Source organism: Paenibacillus sp. FSL R7-0331 (assembly GCF_000758645.1).
Lineage (GTDB): Bacteria > Bacillota > Bacilli > Paenibacillales > Paenibacillaceae > Paenibacillus_AQ > Paenibacillus_AQ camerounensis.
In genome coordinates this window covers 4,368,693-4,383,725 of the sequence record NZ_CP009284.1, presented here as the reverse complement: position 1 = coordinate 4,383,725, position 15,033 = coordinate 4,368,693, and the positions used below count along the sequence as shown (strand labels likewise).

17 protein-coding genes are annotated in these 15,033 nt (G+C 52.0%); 10 read left to right on the top strand and 7 right to left on the bottom strand.

Translation table 11 applies throughout. From position 1 onward, the window contains the following. The first annotated feature begins 30 nt into the window (after positions 1 to 30). The 3 genes from R70331_RS18805 (at position 31) to R70331_RS30595 (ending at position 3,798) form a co-directional block, all read left to right on the top strand. Complete coding sequence (locus R70331_RS18805; RefSeq protein ID WP_042177875.1) at positions 31 to 786, top strand: ABC transporter ATP-binding protein; 756 nt, start codon at positions 31 to 33, stop codon at positions 784 to 786. Further along, positions 783 to 2,723 (top strand): FtsX-like permease family protein, encoded by a 1,941-nt coding sequence (locus R70331_RS18800; RefSeq protein ID WP_042177873.1) that lies wholly within the window; start codon positions 783 to 785, stop codon positions 2,721 to 2,723. The genes R70331_RS18805 and R70331_RS18800 overlap by 4 nt, the downstream gene beginning before the upstream one ends. A gap of 184 nt (positions 2,724 to 2,907) precedes the next feature. Continuing rightward, a complete protein-coding gene (locus tag R70331_RS30595; protein ID WP_052419116.1) occupies positions 2,908 to 3,798 on the top strand; it encodes an alpha/beta fold hydrolase in 891 nt (296 codons plus the stop codon). Here R70331_RS30595 and R70331_RS18790 read toward each other — a convergent pair. Further along, positions 3,790 to 4,605 (bottom strand): lipase family protein, encoded by an 816-nt coding sequence (locus tag R70331_RS18790; protein ID WP_442950552.1) that lies wholly within the window; start codon positions 4,603 to 4,605, stop codon positions 3,790 to 3,792. The genes R70331_RS30595 and R70331_RS18790 overlap by 9 nt on opposite strands. Positions 4,606 to 4,858: 253 nt before the next feature. Here R70331_RS18790 and R70331_RS18785 point away from each other — a divergent pair, with 253 nt between their 5' ends. Then, complete coding sequence (locus R70331_RS18785) at positions 4,859 to 5,635, top strand: SDR family NAD(P)-dependent oxidoreductase (RefSeq protein ID WP_042177869.1); 777 nt, start codon at positions 4,859 to 4,861, stop codon at positions 5,633 to 5,635. Positions 5,636 to 5,714: 79 nt separating this feature from the next. Here the strand turns inward: R70331_RS18785 and R70331_RS18780 are convergent, their stop codons facing one another. Continuing rightward, a complete protein-coding gene (locus R70331_RS18780; protein WP_052419115.1) occupies positions 5,715 to 6,005 on the bottom strand; it encodes a DUF2087 domain-containing protein in 291 nt (96 codons plus the stop codon). Positions 6,006 to 6,204: 199 nt separating this feature from the next. Here R70331_RS18780 and R70331_RS18775 point away from each other — a divergent pair, with 199 nt between their 5' ends. Both R70331_RS18775 and R70331_RS18770 read left to right on the top strand, forming a co-directional pair. Then, positions 6,205 to 6,762, top strand: a complete 558-nt coding sequence (locus R70331_RS18775; protein ID WP_042177865.1) for a hypothetical protein — start codon at positions 6,205 to 6,207, stop codon at positions 6,760 to 6,762. Positions 6,763 to 6,889: 127 nt separating this feature from the next. Further along, positions 6,890 to 7,771, top strand: a complete 882-nt coding sequence (locus R70331_RS18770; protein WP_042177863.1) for an AraC family transcriptional regulator — start codon at positions 6,890 to 6,892, stop codon at positions 7,769 to 7,771. Positions 7,772 to 7,823: 52 nt separating this feature from the next. Here the strand turns inward: R70331_RS18770 and R70331_RS18765 are convergent, their stop codons facing one another. The 3 genes from R70331_RS18765 to R70331_RS18755 all read right to left on the bottom strand — a co-directional run bounded on the left by R70331_RS18765 (position 7,824) and on the right by R70331_RS18755 (position 9,868). Continuing rightward, positions 7,824 to 8,606 (bottom strand): helix-turn-helix transcriptional regulator, encoded by a 783-nt coding sequence (locus R70331_RS18765; protein WP_042177861.1) that lies wholly within the window; start codon positions 8,604 to 8,606, stop codon positions 7,824 to 7,826. An 18-nt stretch (positions 8,607 to 8,624) separates the two neighbouring features. Next, positions 8,625 to 9,206 carry a LysE family translocator gene (locus R70331_RS18760; protein WP_042177859.1) on the bottom strand — a complete coding sequence of 194 codons (582 nt, stop codon included), beginning with the start codon at positions 9,204 to 9,206 and terminating at the stop codon, positions 8,625 to 8,627. A gap of 89 nt (positions 9,207 to 9,295) precedes the next feature. Beyond that, positions 9,296 to 9,868, bottom strand: a complete 573-nt coding sequence (locus tag R70331_RS18755; RefSeq protein WP_042177857.1) for a TetR/AcrR family transcriptional regulator — start codon at positions 9,866 to 9,868, stop codon at positions 9,296 to 9,298. Positions 9,869 to 10,038: 170 nt separating this feature from the next. On the opposite strand from R70331_RS18755, the gene R70331_RS18750 reads away from it, so the two are divergent. Further along, positions 10,039 to 10,959: a ketopantoate reductase family protein gene (locus tag R70331_RS18750; RefSeq protein ID WP_042177855.1), complete on the top strand. Its 921-nt coding sequence runs from the start codon at positions 10,039 to 10,041 to the stop codon at positions 10,957 to 10,959. Positions 10,960 to 11,053: 94 nt separating this feature from the next. Then, positions 11,054 to 11,620 carry a GNAT family N-acetyltransferase gene (locus tag R70331_RS18745; protein ID WP_042177853.1) on the top strand — a complete coding sequence of 189 codons (567 nt, stop codon included), beginning with the start codon at positions 11,054 to 11,056 and terminating at the stop codon, positions 11,618 to 11,620. Here R70331_RS18745 and R70331_RS18740 read toward each other — a convergent pair. Both R70331_RS18740 and R70331_RS18735 read right to left on the bottom strand, forming a co-directional pair. Further along, positions 11,617 to 12,450 (bottom strand): DUF6544 family protein, encoded by an 834-nt coding sequence (locus tag R70331_RS18740; RefSeq protein ID WP_052419114.1) that lies wholly within the window; start codon positions 12,448 to 12,450, stop codon positions 11,617 to 11,619. The two genes, R70331_RS18745 and R70331_RS18740, sit on opposite strands and share 4 nt — an antisense overlap. A gap of 7 nt (positions 12,451 to 12,457) precedes the next feature. Continuing rightward, positions 12,458 to 12,931 carry a MarR family winged helix-turn-helix transcriptional regulator gene (locus R70331_RS18735; protein ID WP_231576314.1) on the bottom strand — a complete coding sequence of 158 codons (474 nt, stop codon included), beginning with the start codon at positions 12,929 to 12,931 and terminating at the stop codon, positions 12,458 to 12,460. A gap of 249 nt (positions 12,932 to 13,180) precedes the next feature. Between R70331_RS18735 and R70331_RS18730 the strand changes: the two genes are divergently transcribed. Both R70331_RS18730 and R70331_RS18725 read left to right on the top strand, forming a co-directional pair. Then, positions 13,181 to 14,218: a daunorubicin resistance protein DrrA family ABC transporter ATP-binding protein gene (locus R70331_RS18730; protein ID WP_042177849.1), complete on the top strand. Its 1,038-nt coding sequence runs from the start codon at positions 13,181 to 13,183 to the stop codon at positions 14,216 to 14,218. Further along, the gene (locus R70331_RS18725; protein WP_042177847.1) at positions 14,202 to 15,014 is read left to right on the top strand and encodes an ABC transporter permease; all 813 of its coding nucleotides are present in this window, start codon (positions 14,202 to 14,204) and stop codon (positions 15,012 to 15,014) included. The genes R70331_RS18730 and R70331_RS18725 overlap by 17 nt, the downstream gene beginning before the upstream one ends. Positions 15,015 to 15,033: the final 19 nt, after the last annotated feature.

Genomic DNA, 15,033 nt, shown 5'->3' with positions numbered 1-15,033 from the left:
ATTGAGGTACAGAAAAGGAGTGGTTGCGAAGTGGTCATTTTACAAGCCAATAAAATTTACAAAACCTACGGAAATAAATTCAACAAGCAGGAAGTATTGAAGGGGATCGACCTGCAGGTGGATAAAGGCGAGTTCGTCGGCATAATGGGTGCGTCCGGTTCAGGCAAAACAACCCTGCTGAATGTGCTGTCCTCCATCGACCGGGTCAGCCAGGGGACAATTGAAATTGAAGGCAAGGAATTCACCGGAATGAAGGAGAAGCAGCTGGCGGAGTTCCGCAAGCATCATCTGGGGTTTATTTTTCAGGAGTATAACCTGCTTGATACATTGACCGTTAAAGAAAATGTGCTGCTGCCGCTCTCGATCACCGGAATCTCCAAGAAGGAAGCGCATCAGCGGTTTGCCCAGGTTGCCGGCGAGCTGGGGATTGCCGAGCTGCAAAATAAATATCCGGCGGAGATTTCCGGCGGGCAGAAGCAGCGGACTTCAGCGGCGCGGGCGTTCGTGCATGAGCCAAGCATTATTTTTGCCGATGAACCGACCGGGGCGCTGGATTCCAAATCCGCCTCTGACCTGCTGAACAAGCTGTCGGACATGAACCGGGGACGCCAGGCGACCATTGTGATGGTTACGCATGATCCAGTGGCGGCAAGCTATTGCAGCCGGGTCGTTTTTATCCGCGACGGGCAGATTTACACCCAGCTGAACAAGGGGGATGAACCGCGGCAGTCCTTCTTCAACGATATTATCAAAACCCAGGGGGTACTGGGCGGTGTCCAGTCATGAACCTGAATTATATTGTGTACCGCAATCTCAAAAAGAACCTTAAAAACTATTACCTGTACGTCTTCGCGCTTATTTTCAGTGTGGCGCTGTATTTTTCCTTTGTTACCCTGCAGTTTGATCCTTCCATGGACGAGGTTGCCGGTTCGGTAAAGGGCGGCGCAGCCATTGGAACCTCTTCGATCCTGCTGGTTGCGATCGTTGCGATCTTCCTGCTGTATGCGAATACGATCTTTATTAAACGGCGCAGCCGGGAGATCGGATTGTTCCAGCTGATCGGACTCACCAAAGGCAAAATCTTCAGACTGCTGAGTGCCGAGAACCTGATGCTCTACTTCGGATCAATGGTTGCCGGGATTGCCGCCGGATTTGCCATGTCGCGCCTGATTCTGATGATCCTGTTCAAAATCCTGGAGATTGACGCGATGGCCGAGCTGCGGTTCTCGTCTGAGGCGCTGGTGCGGACGATCATCGTTTTTGCGGCGATCTATGTGCTGATTATGCTGATGAACTATACGTTTATCAAAGGGCAAAGCATCCTGTCCCTGTTCAAAGTCAATGCAACCACGCAGACGCGCATCCGCAAAATGCCGCTGTGGGAGATTGTTCTCGGACTCCTTGGCATCGCTTTTGTCGGGGGCGGCTATTACATTTCAACCCAGCTGTTCAGCGGCAAATATACAGAAATGTCCGAGCTGATGACGGCGATGATTACGATTCTGGCCCTGGTCATTATTGGAACCTACCTGTTCTATAAAGGGTCGGTCAGCTTCCTGTTCAATGCCATCCGCAAGAGCAAGCAGGGCTACCTGTCGATCAATGAGGTGCTCTCGCTGTCCTCGATCATGTTCCGGATGAAATCGAACGCGCTGCTGCTGACGATTATCACTACCGTTTCGGCGCTGGCTATCGGACTGCTATCCCTCAGCTATATCTCTTATTATTCTGCGGAGGCGACTGCTAAAGAGAGTTCACCGCATGATTTCGGGTTTGCACGGGTCGAGGCGAAGGAGAAGTTTGTCCAGGCGCTGGATGCGCAGCAGATTAAATACAATGAGATTTACATGAAGCCCATTATGATGGAAGTGGATGCCAGCGGTATCATGGACAAGTCTGCTTTCAAATCCCCGGATGACCGTCTGCTTCTAACGGCTGTTCTCAGCGAAAAGGATTTCGGCGGTATGGATCTGCAGCCGGACGAAACGACAATTGTCGGCTACGGAGGGGCACTGCAGCAGTTCATGTCGCTTAGCGAAACGGGTGAAGTGATATTTGACACGTTAAACGGAAAGGTCAGCCTGCAGGTTCAAGGCAACTCTTCGGAAGCTGTTCTACCCTATTACTATGGCGGGGGCGGTGCCATTTTTGTGGTGGATGAGAGCAGGTACGAGGAATTTGTCCAAGCCCAAAATCCAAAGGTACAAAGAGGTGAAGGGAAAAGAGAGTATTACGGAATCGAGCTGGCCGACCGCTCACAGCGTGCTGAAGCCAATGAGATTTTCTTGGAGCAGAAGCCGGAGCAGCCGAGCTTCTCCCAATATGAGTATGAGCTGGAACAGCGGAGCAACATGGGCCTGATCATGTTCATTGTCGGCTTTCTCGGCCTGACCTTCCTGATTACCTCGGGCTGCATTCTGTACTTCAAGCAGATGGATGAAGGTGAAGAGGAAAAGGGCGGCTATACCATTCTGCGCAAGCTGGGCTTTACTCAGGGCGATCTGCTGCGCGGTATCCAGTTCAAGCAGCTGTTCAACTTCGGTATCCCGCTTGTAATCGGCCTCAGCCACAGCTATTTTGCAGTCAAATCCGGCTGGTTCTTCTTCGGTACGGAAATGCTGACGCCGATGATTCTGGTGATGGTGCTGTACACAGTGCTGTATTCCATCTTTGGCTTCCTGTCTGTGCTGTATTACAAGCGTGTGATCAAAGATTCACTGTAAATGATCCTGATGTAAAAAGGCAGCTCAGCCCGCACCATGCGGATGCTGAGCTGCCTTTTTGTGCCGGGTATAGAAGAAATATCGTTGACAGGTTCCCGGATATTACATATCTTTACGAGATACGCCGGCGATACAAAATCTTCAAACGGTGCATAAGCAAGCCGTACATAGGAGGTACATCATTATGATTGAGGAAATCATTCAACTGGGCCAAATCGGGCTAAACGTAATGCATTCAATACAAGAGGGCAAGGAAACGGTGCTGTTCCTCCACTTCAGCGGCGGCAATCTGCATATGTGGAACGGTGTGCTCCCGCAGTTTGCGGAGCGGTACAGCATCATCGCACCGGACTTGCGGGGACACGGCAAATCAGATAAGCCCCAGACCGGCTATCATATAGATGATATGGCACAGGATCTGTATCTGCTGCTGCGGGAGCTGCAGGTGGAGCGTTGTCATGTTGTCGGCAGCTCGATGGGGGCGGAGATCGGCCTAAGCCTGGCTGCCGCACATCCGGAGCTTGTCCAGTCCCTAATCTGCGAAGGCGCACTCTGCAATGAGTTTGGTGAGCACGGTTTGTTTGACGGGACACCCGAGGAGATTGAACAGAAGAAAGAGATTTTGCGGGCTGAGCTGGCAGAAATGCAGGAACCTGTATTTATGAGCAGGGAGGAGTATGTCGCTGAAGAGCGTGCCGGGCTGGAAAGTGAAGGGCTGTGGAATGCGCATTTCCAGCCGTTCTATGAGAACAGTCTGCAGCAGCTGGAAGACGGGAGATATACCTACTGCTACCTGAACCGTGTACGCACAGAGTATATTCAGAAATTCTGGGATTCAAAATTTGAGGAATATTACCGGCAGGTTCGATGCCCGGTGCTGTTTCTGCCGAGTGAAGCAGAGTGGGAGAATGAGCGGGTCCGCAGCAGCCTGGATCACTTTGCCGGTCTGGTGAAGCAGGCTGAAATAGAGAGGATTACGCATTCAATTCATGCCTATGTCTGGCTGCTGCAGCCGGCGGAGGCGGGACAAACTCTATTACGGTTCATCGGCAGGCATCCTGCTGTATCAGGTTAAAGAGACAGGTACTGCTGCAGGAATGGTGCCCGGACAGAAACCGGGATTCGCTTGGCACAGCTGCCCGGCATATACCGAATCAAGCTTGGCAAGCTCGGCAAAGTAGCTGCTGATGATATGATTCAGCCCGACTGCCCCAAGCTGGAAGGTGAGGGTGACAAGCTCGGGAACATGGCTGTAATAATATCTTTTATCCCGCTTGGGCAGCTTGTAGACGGTAGGCGGAACAAAGGTTACAGCGTCAAAAGTATTGGCGATACGGTAGCTGGTACGGATATACGAGTTGAATGCTTTTTTGAAGGCAGGGTCCCCGACTCTGGGTGAACCATAGGTGTACAGCGCCGGTGAAGTGAAGGCGGTATTGGCCGCTGTATCCACTGCACATAGGGTAGCAAGAGCTGCTCCGAGACTATGTCCGGTGATGGTTAAGGGTTTGGAGGATGGCAGGGCAGAGAGTGCCGGGATGAGCTCGTTTCTGGCGGTTGCGTAGATGTCGGTGAATCCCCGGTGGGTCAGGCAGTCCTGCTTGATATATTTGAAGCTGCGCTGCGAGGCGATCAGATCGGATATCCAGTCGGCCTGCTGGCTGGTGCCGCGGAAGGCAACAATAATCTCATCCGGAGATTCCAGGATAAAGCCGAACCGTTCGCGCCTGCCGCCGAAGGCTTTGGCGTAGATGGTATGTCTGAGCGTATAATTCTGCGGTACTACAAATAAGCCGTCCGGATTACTGAATTGTACATACGTCTGACTGCAGACAGCTGCCAGAAAAATGGCCCGCTGCTCAAATCCGCTGTTGTTCCTCACCCGCATCCCGCCCTTCCTATTACCACTATGTATGACAGAATGGGCGGATTGGTGCTTGTAGTGTTAAGAACGTTAAGTAAAAAATAATTATTTACCGATCGTTCCCGATATGCTAAACTGACCTTAGATGAGGGAAACGGAGGTCAAAAAACAAATTTTTTTGAACATTATAGACCGATCGTTCCCGTAATGAAATCCTCTAGTCTGCAAGCGATTCTAAAATATGAATTACAAATACAAAGGAGTGTTCACGATGGGAAAGCTGGATGGTAAGGTAGCTTTAATCACTGGAGGGAATAGCGGTATTGGTCTGGCTGCCGCCAGATTGTTCGTTAAGGAAGGGGCAAAAGTTGTAATTACCGGACGCAATGCGGGTACGCTGAATGCAGCTGTTGAGGAGTTGGGGGATGCGTCTGCTCTGGCTGTTCAAGCAGATGCGACAGACCCTGAAAGCTCGGCAAAGGCTGTAGCGGCAGCCATTGAAGCATTCGGCAGACTCGATGTTGTCTATGCCAATGCAGGCATCAGCGGGTCAACACCGCTTGGCGGCACGGAGCTGTCTGTTTTTGAAGAGGTGCTGAGAGTGAATGTGACAGGTGTCTTCTTCACCGTTCAAGCAGCACTTCCATATCTGCAAAAGGGCGCTTCGGTCATCCTTACCGGATCCGTATTGGCAAATGCAGGAAGACCAGGCGGCTCGGCTTATGCGGCAAGCAAAGGAGCCGTTAGCAGCATGACTAAGGTACTGGCCGCAGAGTTGTCACCGAAGGGGATCCGGGTCAACAATGTTGTTCCGGGCGCAACCCGTACGCCAATCTGGGGCCAGTCTACACCGGAAGGCTGGGCGCAGCTGGAAGCAGGCATGTCACTGTCGATTCCGCTTAACCGGCTCGGCGAACCGGAGGAGATTGCGAAGGTTGCTTTGTTCCTGGCTTCTGACGACTCCTCCTTTATTCAAGGTGCAGACATCAGCGCTGACGGCGGTGCCGGAGCGGCTCCGCTGGGTGCACCAATATACCGCCAAAATTAAAGTTTAGCATACATTCTGTGAAGTATAAGCCTGCAGGCAGTCCGCTTGGGACAGCCGCAGGCTTATTTCGTTATTGCTGTCATTGCTCAGCATGGTTCTCGTCTGCAGGCAGCGGAAGCTTCCAGTACCTGCTGCCGTCCCCGGTCCGTCCCAGCAGCCTGTTCTCTACCAGCTCTCTTCTCAGGAAGCAGTGATCATTGAAGGTGTGATTCTCTTTAATGATTTCGTTAATCTCCGCTTCAGTATACTCCACACCCTCTGTAAAATTCGTGCTCAGATACTCCACTACGATTCTCTGATTGGAGCGTTTCGCCGGCCAGCTGCGCAGCTTCCGGTCTTTGCCGAGAAAATTGTCCAGTTTGCTTCTCATTAGTGAACCCTCCAAGATTTTTAATATCATACAATCTAATTATACATACATCTAATTAGAAATCAATCTAAGGTTTGCTTTTAACAGACAATAAGGCAATTGTTCAATAATCTTCGTTATTTATCCCTGCACACTTTTAAATCCTATGGGATAATGATTCCAAATGATCAGATAAGATGCTGTGGAGGATGAAAGGGTTATGCTAACTACTAGTAAAAAAATAATTGCAGCGCTCTCGCTGCTGGTTGCCCTTACGGGATGTTTTTCTCCGGGATTAGAGGGGGAGGTTCAGGTGGAAGTGGACGGCCAGGCAGCCATAGCTTCTGCTGGAGAAAGCCAGGCCTACGATCTGTCTTCACTCGTTATTGAGCTGCCTGCCGGTTGGGAGCTGGATAGAGGGGACAAGCTGAACTACCTGATGATGAATGAACGGGGAGAAGCAGCGGGAAGAATCTCTTCAAGTCCCTATGAGGCGAACTATGAATTCAAGCATGCAATGCCTAATCATAGCTCGATAATTAACGATGAAACGATTCAGCTTCCGGCCGGAACATGCCGGTTAATTACCCTTGATGCCGATAACGGTACAGCCGCCTCCGGTATAACCGGAACTCATAATACATACTACGGCGTTGTTTCGGTTAAGGATAAAGTGATCTATATTCTTGATTTTACGAATCTGGATAAAGACCCGAAGAGCAAGCAGCAGTTCATTGATATTCTTAGCACGATTTCACTGCAGGAGCCTGATGCGTAAGTAATGCAAGACTGATAATAGCCGCGTTATGATATCAGTCGCATTAACCCGTCTATTCCGTGCACCAACTGTCGGGCCGGGCCGCATTCATTTTGTTACTCTATTGCTAAGGAAAGGAGGCAGGCGCATGAATCTGCTGGAGGATATGAACAAAGCACTAGGTTATATTGAGGAACAGCTGGTAGGCGAAATTAATTACAGGGAAGCTGCGAGGCTGGCTATGTGCTCGGAGTATCATTTTAAACGGATGTTTTCCTTTTTGGCAGGGCTTCCGCTCTCTGAATATGTACGGCGCAGACGGCTTACTTTAGCCGCATTTGATCTGCAGCACAGCACGCTCCGGGTTATTGACATAGCCGTAACCTACGGGTACAGCTCGCCCGATGCATTCACCAAGGCATTTCAGCTGTTCCATGGTGTGACCCCTTCAGAAGCCAGATTAAATGGACAGCCGCTGAAGGCCTTTCCCCGGATGACGTTCCAATTAACGGTCAGAGGAGGAAACGAAATGAATTACCGGATTGAAGAAAAGGAAGCCTTTCGCATAGCAGGTCTGCACCGGAGTGTGCCGATTGTGTTTGAAGGGGTGAACCCGGAGATTGCCGCCATGTGGCAGAGTCTGAATATGGAGATGATCAGCGAGCTCAAGGCCCTCTCCAATACGGCTCCGCGCGGGATGCTTAGTGCCTCGGTTAACTTTTCTGAAGAGCGGATGGAGGAAAAGGGAGAGCTGGACCACTATATCGGGGTGGCCACAACACTGGAATGTCCGGAGACCTTCGCACAGCTGGATGTAGCTGCGGGCACCTGGGCGGTTTTTGAAGCGGTGGGCCCATTTCCGGAGACTCTCCAGAATGTATGGGGCCGAATCTACTCCGAATGGTTCCCCTCTTCGCATTATGAGCTGGCAGAGGGTCCGGAGATCCTGTGGAACGAGAGTAAGGATACATCCTCGCCGGCGTACAGAAGTGAAATCTGGATTCCTGTGCGCAAGAAAAACGAAGAGTAACAGGCAAAAGCTCCTGCGGGTAACCATTGTTCCCGGGGAGCTTTTGTTTATTTTAGCTAAGCTGTGACATATATTCATAGGCGGTGATGCCGAACATGCTTTTGAAATGGCGGTTCAGGTGGGTAAGGTCAAAGAAGCCGTAATCTGCCACTGCCGCATAGATATCTTTGGTGCGTTCGATGGAGCGTCTGGCATGCTCGATTTTGCAATTCAGAAAAAACTGATAGGGGGAGATGCCGGCATGCTGCTTGAAACCGCGGATGAACTGGAACTTCGACATGCCAAACGCAAGGCACAGCTCATCCAGCTTGAGCACATCGCCAAGGCTGCCCAGCATCCTTTCTTTTGCCTGATCGATAAACCGGTTATCTGTTCCCGCCCTGCTTGCGGCTGTATCGTCAGCTGTCCGGGCAAGCCGTTCAATCAACGACAGCAGCAGCTCACCGGATAAAACTTCCTCCCTGCCAGACTGGACCGCACCGGAAAGGGCGCAAATCTGCCGGGCCAGCCCGCGGTCATACACGATCGGAGCATCAAAGCGCAGCTCCCTGCCGCCAAGCACCTCAGACACGAGCTCCGGCCGGAGATAGAGCATGATATAGTCAATCCCGTCCCGGTCATAGGAGCTGCCGTCATGATACTGCTCCCGGTTAAACAGCATGACCCCGCCCTGGTGTGAGGACTGGAAGCTGCCGCCGAGCTGATACTGCTGGATACCGCGCAGAGTGACACCGACCGCATATTCCTCGTGGCAGTGCTTCTTATACGTAAAGTCGCTCATGCTTGCGGATAAGGCCAGAACATCGTCTGATTTTTTATAAATAAACTGCTCCACAGCTTCCGCCTCCCTCCTTTACAAAATTCCCGAAACCATTACAGCCGAGTATATCATAAACAGTGCCATAACCGTGTTCGCTGCCCGCCGGTGAGCCTGCAGAAAGGCACGGAACACCGCCCCGAATACCAGCCAGGCCATAAACGCCAAAAACCCGATTATAGTTATGACCATGACGAATACGGTCAGCATTGGCGGAGAGCTGTAATAAGGCAGGACATAGCCGGGAATTACGGTTAGCGTAAACAGAATCACCTTGGGATTGATAAACTGCATGAGCAGGCCTGAAGCAAAGCTGGATGTATAGTGATTCTGTGCTTCCGCTGTGTTCATCCGGTAAATCTGATAAGCCAGATACAGCATATACAGGCTGCCAACGGCCTGCATTACGGTGAGAACACCGGGCAGCACGCCGGCCAGCATCCGGTTCAGCAGGGCGGAAGCGGCCAGCAGCAGGCCAAAAGCCAGCGTTGCGCCCCATACATATTTCATGGCCTGCTTCAGGCTGTTGTGCTGGACTGTGCAAAGGATGACAATATTGGTCGGTCCCGGAGTAAAGGTGACAACGATGCAATATACAAGAAAAGCGGTAAGATTCATGAGGACCTCCTGATGTGTAGTCAACATGAATCGTACACCGGAACGCGCGGCGGGCTATAGTACATTATTGCAGCAAATTGGCTTAATCCTCAGACAAGCTGTTTGCCGGGCAGCATCTGATTCTGCTCAAGCATCTCCCACAGCTGCCCGGTAATGTCTTCGGCAGAATAAGGCAGCGGGTTCGTGAACCACCATTCAATGACCCCGACAGTCGCGGAAGCCATAAATTGAATCCGTACCTCCTGATCCACCCCTGCGGGGAACTGCTCCTCCGTAAATTGCTGCCGGATACCCAGGCAGATCATCTCAAGCAGGCGGCTGCGCAGGGCGGGAACCCCCTTGCTTGTCAGCAGGGTGGTGTAGAACGCGGTATGCTTCTCCAGCATAGTGAATACACGCAGCAGCGAGTCTTTTGTCGGATATGGCGGTTCATTATTCCCTTCCAGCGGCATGCAGCTGGCGATGAGCTGATCCAGATGGGTCTCGATACATAAGTCCAGCAGGTGGTACTTGTCCGTATAATGGGCATAGACGGTTCCGCGGTTGACGTCTGCACGTTCTGCAATTTCATTAATTGTAATCTTCTCGAATTCCTTTTCTGCCATCAGGCGGATCAGGGCCTCCATGATGGATTCCTGGCTTTTCCGGACTCGTCTGTCCATGCGCAAACTCCCCTTTGATTCAGCTATATATAAAGTTATCGGACATTTACGTGCATTCTGTCGGGTAACCGACAATAACGCCGATTTTAACAATTGAACATAAGGATAAGCTGAATTATATTGGACAAATGATTGAAAAACAACATTTGTTCGAAAAAGAGGGGATTAAGATGAAGACATTGGTTTATGGCGCAGGGGTACTCGGCAGCTATCTGGCGCATGTGCTGATCCGCGGCGGTAATGATGTGACTATGCTGGCAAGAGGCAGCCGTGCGGAAGAGCTGAAGCAGGGAGGACTTGTCATCCGCCACTATTTTCAGCTTAAGACGACCACTGACAAAGTGAAGGTAATCAGCACGCTTGCGCCGGAAGAGCATTACGATCTTATTTTTGTCGTGATGAAATGCAATGACTTTCCGGCTGTCCTGCCGGTGCTTGCAGCGAATGCCAGCAGCAATATTATCCTGGTGGGCAATAATCCCGAGGCGCATGATACGCAGAGAATACTGGAGGAGCTTAGCGGAAATAAGAAAAATATAGCGTTCGGATTTCAGCTGAGCGGCGGACGGAGGGAGAAGGACCGCATGATCTGTGTCCGCGCCGGCGGGCAGATGGTGCTTGGAGCGCTGGGCGGTGCGGTTCCTTTTCAGGATATGCTGGTGAGGTCCTTTGCACATACCCAATATAAGCTGAGCTTCCTTGAGGATATGGATACATGGCTGAAAAGCCATATTATTACGATTCTGCCGATGAATCTGGCAACCTTTGCTGTAAAAGGTGACGTTAAAAAGCTTGCGCGGAACAAGAAGCTGCTGCAGCAGATTATAACGGCGATGGATGAAGGCTTCAGTGTGCTTGAAAAGCTGGGTTATTCGGTAGTCCCGAAGGGTCAGGTTAAGGCAGTCCGTTCTTACCGCAAACTTACGTATATGTTCCTTAAGCTGTATCACAGTCTTCCGGTGGCCCGGATGGTAGCCGGCTCAGCACAAGAGCTTGTGGCGCTGAACAGCGCTTTTGACAGGCTGAAGCAGCAGGCTGGGATCGCAACTCCGGTGTGGGATGAGCTTGCTGACCGGAGCGGTGAAATCTAAGGCTGGCTGATTGCATAACCGGCGACATTTCCGGAGAATTTGTGTACACTAGGCTTAAGCACATGCTTAATCTGCGTCTGAGGTGTCGAAAAGAATGAATAATGAGCTGACCATAAGCAAGCTAACAGCCGGGGACAGGGGAGCGGCAGCGCGGATTTTTGAGATTTCGATTACGGATGCCTTTGAACAGGAAGGGCTTGGTGATCTGCGGGAGGATATAGCCCAGGAGATTGACAGTAAAAATCATCTGGTCCAGGCGGCGTTCTCCCGTGTAAGTACGGATACCTTTCTGCTGCTGGCCAGGCTGGACGGCGAAGCCGCCGGAACGATATCCTTCGGACCCTGCGGGGAAGAAATCCGGATCTGCACCGGCGGCCGGCTGAACGATGTAGGTGAGCTGGGCAGTCTTTACGTGCTGCCGCAGCTTCAGAACCGGGGAATCGGCTCGGCGCTGATCCGCAGCATGGCAGAATGGCTGGACGCTCTGGGCATTGAGCAGTTCTGTCTGGACAGCGGCTATAAGCGCGCCCAGCAGAGATGGCTGCAGAAGTTCGGCGAGCCTTATGTTACCGCCCAGGACTACTGGGGTCCCGGCAATCCGCATATGGTGTGGCTGTGCAAGGTGAAGGATCACGTGCAGACAGCCGGGGGCAGGGCTTAACGGTATTCCAGTCGGAGATTATCACTGTCAAAATAGACGAGATCACCCTCATCATAATGCCATACGGCTCTAAGCCGGTTAGGCTGGCGGATGCCGTCAATAATGCTGTAGTCATCCATATACGCGCTCCAGCGTACCTTTTGCCTGGAGCCGTCCATGCCGACAGCAGTACGTTCGGTTGTGGTAAAGGACTGGCATTCACCATTCTCCCGGAAAGTGAAAATGCCGCCGGCCGTGCTGCCGTACCGGGTAATAACAGCTTCAGCATGCAGATCATCAATCGGCTTCCAGGTGACATAGCTCTGGAGAGCAGCGCTTGGCAGCAGTAAGGCTTCCGAGAGAAAGGTGACCAGACAGGCCTGATCCATTTCAGCACCCCGTTCATTAAAGAGCGTGAATACCTTGCCCAAAACCCCCTTCATTCCCCCTGTACCCTCTATATAGGTATCTAGCCCCTGAAATGGAATGCCGTACAGCTTCGTATCAATAAAAGCAATTCTTGTCGTCCGGGAAACGGCATTCACCTGATTATATCCGATGGTAATAAAGGGTTTGCCGGGACCCAGGCTAAACTTAACGTTGCGGAATTCAGCTTGCATGACGGACATCTTCGGGTAACCGGTAAATCCCGCCGTTTCGAAATACCTCTGTACCGGTGGCGGAAGCGGCGTCCAATCTTTTGAAGTGAAAACGGTATCTGCCGCCGGTTCACCGGTCAACAGGCCGGAGGCCAGCTTCTGAAATTCAGCTCTGGTCCCGGAATACGGAATCCGCCAAAACACAAGTACAGCAGCGGATATACAGATTACAGTAACGGTCAGCACCATCATGAATAATCTACTCCTTTTCATCTGCAGGCGAACCGGCTTCCATCAGGAGGATATTGCGGCTCAGCCCGGCTAATCCGCGGAACAAACCGCCCGTCAATTCCCCGTCGAAATCATTGAACAAAGCTGCCATGAACTTCTCCTCTTTCCTGCTTCTTCCCGCAAAATAAACCATACATTCCTCAGTCAGCCGCACACGGAGAATCCTTGCATCCTGTGCATCCTTAGCAAGCTCCACCAGCCCTTGCTTCTCCAGTATTAACGCCATCTTCTTCACATTTTGCCTGGAGCTTCCGGTCATCACTGCGAGATCGGTCAAGGCAGGGGCAGTATTGCCGCTCTTCAAAATAACAGCGATCAGCAGCCACTGCTTCGTCGTCATTTGCGCATCAAGCTTATCGCCCAGTGCCTGTATCCGGTTGGCAAGCATGAGTAAAGTTCCAAGAATGTATGCTTGTTGTTCTTGTTGTTCATTCTCATTCAATTAGCGCATCCCCCTCATTGTTGAAATAAAGGTAACTAGTTACGTAATTAGTATATACAACAGGCTGAGTGATGTCACTACATCCCGAGGCGGAATTATAAATGGTCTTACAGACCGTTAAGCAGGCCCGCAGAGCGGGAGTATAATGAGGCAACAGTGAAAGTTCTGAAAGGATACATACACGTTTACATTCAGTTTAAATAAGGGATTTAAGATCCTTATATATTAGAAGTACAGGAGGAGAAGCAAATGAATCAGCAAGGGAACAAAGCCCGGCAGCAGGTTGAATTAGCGATTGACGCACAGGGGCTGGTCAAAAGGTTTGGAGATAACCGCGCGGTGGATGGAGTGGACCTGAAAGTGCCTACCGGCACCATTTACGGTGTGCTTGGGCCGAATGGCGCAGGAAAAACAACCGCAATCCGTATGCTGGCTACCCTGCTCAGACCTGACGGCGGCTATGCCAGAATCTTCGGGCATGATGTAGTGAAGGAGCCGCAGATTGTGCGGCAGCTGATCGGGGTGACCGGACAGTATGCCTCGGTCGATGAATCACTCAGCGCCACCGAGAACCTGGTGATTTTCTCCCGGCTGCTTGGGCTGGGCCGTGCGGAGGCCAAGCGCAAGGCGGCTGAGCTGCTGGAGGAGTTCGGGCTAAGTGAAGCGGCCAGACGGCCGCTGAAGAATTTCTCCGGCGGGATGCGCCGGCGTCTGGATCTGGCGGCAAGCCTGATTGCGCAGCCTCCGCTGATTTTTCTGGATGAGCCGACGACCGGGCTGGACCCGCGGACCCGCAACCAGATGTGGGATACCATCCGCCGTCTGGTAGGCTCGGGCTCGACCGTGCTGCTGACGACGCAGTATCTGGAGGAAGCGGATCAGCTCGCCGACCGGATTGCGGTGATCGACCATGGCCGGGTAGTTGCCGAGGGCACCGTCGATGCTCTGAAATCCTCAATCGGCAGCTCGTCGCTGCACCTCAGAGTCCGGGAGCCGCATCAGATGATGCTTGCCCGGCAGACAGTCGAGCGTGTGCTCAAGGTGCAGACATCCATATCGGCAGAAGCGTCAGCCATTACAGCGCCAATGGGCAATGCAGATGCCGTGACCGATCTGCTGATTGCCCTCCGCGAAGCAGGGATTCCCCTGTCAGAAATGAGCGTACAGAAGCCAACCCTCGATGAGGTGTTTCTGTCACTTACCGGCAGCAATACCGGGGAAAGTGCCATACAGGCGTCAGGAAAAGATAAACAGGTGGAGGGACAGCAGTATGAGTACATTCATTAAACCGGGCGCAGAGCGCCAGCTAAAGAACCATTCCAGCTTTGGACAGACGTTGCGTAATTCATTAACGATGGCCTACCGGGGGCTGCTCAAAATCAAACGTACACCCGAGCAGCTGTTTGATGTTACGCTGCAGCCGATTATTTTCACCCTGATGTTCACCTATATCTTCGGCGGGGCGATCTCCGGGGATGTGGTCAGCTATCTGCCGGTCATTATTCCGGGCATTCTGGTCCAGACAGTAATTACGACCTCCATCGTAACCGGAGTGCAGCTTCGTGAGGATATGGAAAAAGGGGTCTTCGACCGCTTCAAGTCACTGCCGATCTCACGCATAGCTCCGCTGGCCGGGGCGCTGCTTGCCGATACCGTCCGTTATACGATTGCTACGGTGCTAACCTTCACTATGGGTTATCTCATGGGCTATCGTCCTGAAGGCGGCCTTGGTTATGTAGCTATAGCGGCGTTGCTGGTTATCGGCTGTTCTTGGGCAATCAGCTGGATTTTTGCCTTCTTCGGTGTTATCGCGCGCACGGCTTCCAGCGTACAAGGCATTTCGATGATTGTGCTGTTCCCGCTGACCTTCATGTCCAATGCCTTCGTACCGGCAGATACGATGCCGGACTGGCTGCAGTGGTTCGTTACTATCAACCCGATCTCCCATCTGGTCACCGCAGTCCGTGATTTGACCAATACCGGAACGGCAGGCTCAGACCTTGTCTTTTCCCTGATTGGCGCCGCTGTGATCGTGGCAGTCTTTGCGCCTATAACGGTGCGTGCCTATATGCGCCGGACGTAAACGATTGTGCCGGCTGTCT

What these genes read in the sequence shown, in the direction of transcription:
- R70331_RS18755 (WP_042177857.1), bottom strand. Translation starts at nt 9,868, where the DNA reads ATGGACAGACGAGTCCGGAAAAGCCAGGAATCCATCATGGAGGCCCTG.
- R70331_RS18725 (WP_042177847.1), top strand. Translation starts at nt 14,202, where the DNA reads ATGAGTACATTCATTAAACCGGGCGCAGAGCGCCAGCTAAAGAACCAT.
- R70331_RS18800 (WP_042177873.1), top strand. Translation starts at nt 783, where the DNA reads ATGAACCTGAATTATATTGTGTACCGCAATCTCAAAAAGAACCTTAAA.
- R70331_RS18770 (WP_042177863.1), top strand. Translation starts at nt 6,890, where the DNA reads ATGAATCTGCTGGAGGATATGAACAAAGCACTAGGTTATATTGAGGAA.
- R70331_RS30595 (WP_052419116.1), top strand. Translation starts at nt 2,908, where the DNA reads ATGATTGAGGAAATCATTCAACTGGGCCAAATCGGGCTAAACGTAATG.
- R70331_RS18785 (WP_042177869.1), top strand. Translation starts at nt 4,859, where the DNA reads ATGGGAAAGCTGGATGGTAAGGTAGCTTTAATCACTGGAGGGAATAGC.
- R70331_RS18780 (WP_052419115.1), bottom strand. Translation starts at nt 6,005, where the DNA reads ATGAGAAGCAAACTGGACAATTTTCTCGGCAAAGACCGGAAGCTGCGC.
- R70331_RS18730 (WP_042177849.1), top strand. Translation starts at nt 13,181, where the DNA reads ATGAATCAGCAAGGGAACAAAGCCCGGCAGCAGGTTGAATTAGCGATT.
- R70331_RS18745 (WP_042177853.1), top strand. Translation starts at nt 11,054, where the DNA reads ATGAATAATGAGCTGACCATAAGCAAGCTAACAGCCGGGGACAGGGGA.
- R70331_RS18760 (WP_042177859.1), bottom strand. Translation starts at nt 9,206, where the DNA reads ATGAATCTTACCGCTTTTCTTGTATATTGCATCGTTGTCACCTTTACT.
- R70331_RS18740 (WP_052419114.1), bottom strand. Translation starts at nt 12,450, where the DNA reads ATGATGGTGCTGACCGTTACTGTAATCTGTATATCCGCTGCTGTACTT.
- R70331_RS18775 (WP_042177865.1), top strand. Translation starts at nt 6,205, where the DNA reads ATGCTAACTACTAGTAAAAAAATAATTGCAGCGCTCTCGCTGCTGGTT.
- R70331_RS18750 (WP_042177855.1), top strand. Translation starts at nt 10,039, where the DNA reads ATGAAGACATTGGTTTATGGCGCAGGGGTACTCGGCAGCTATCTGGCG.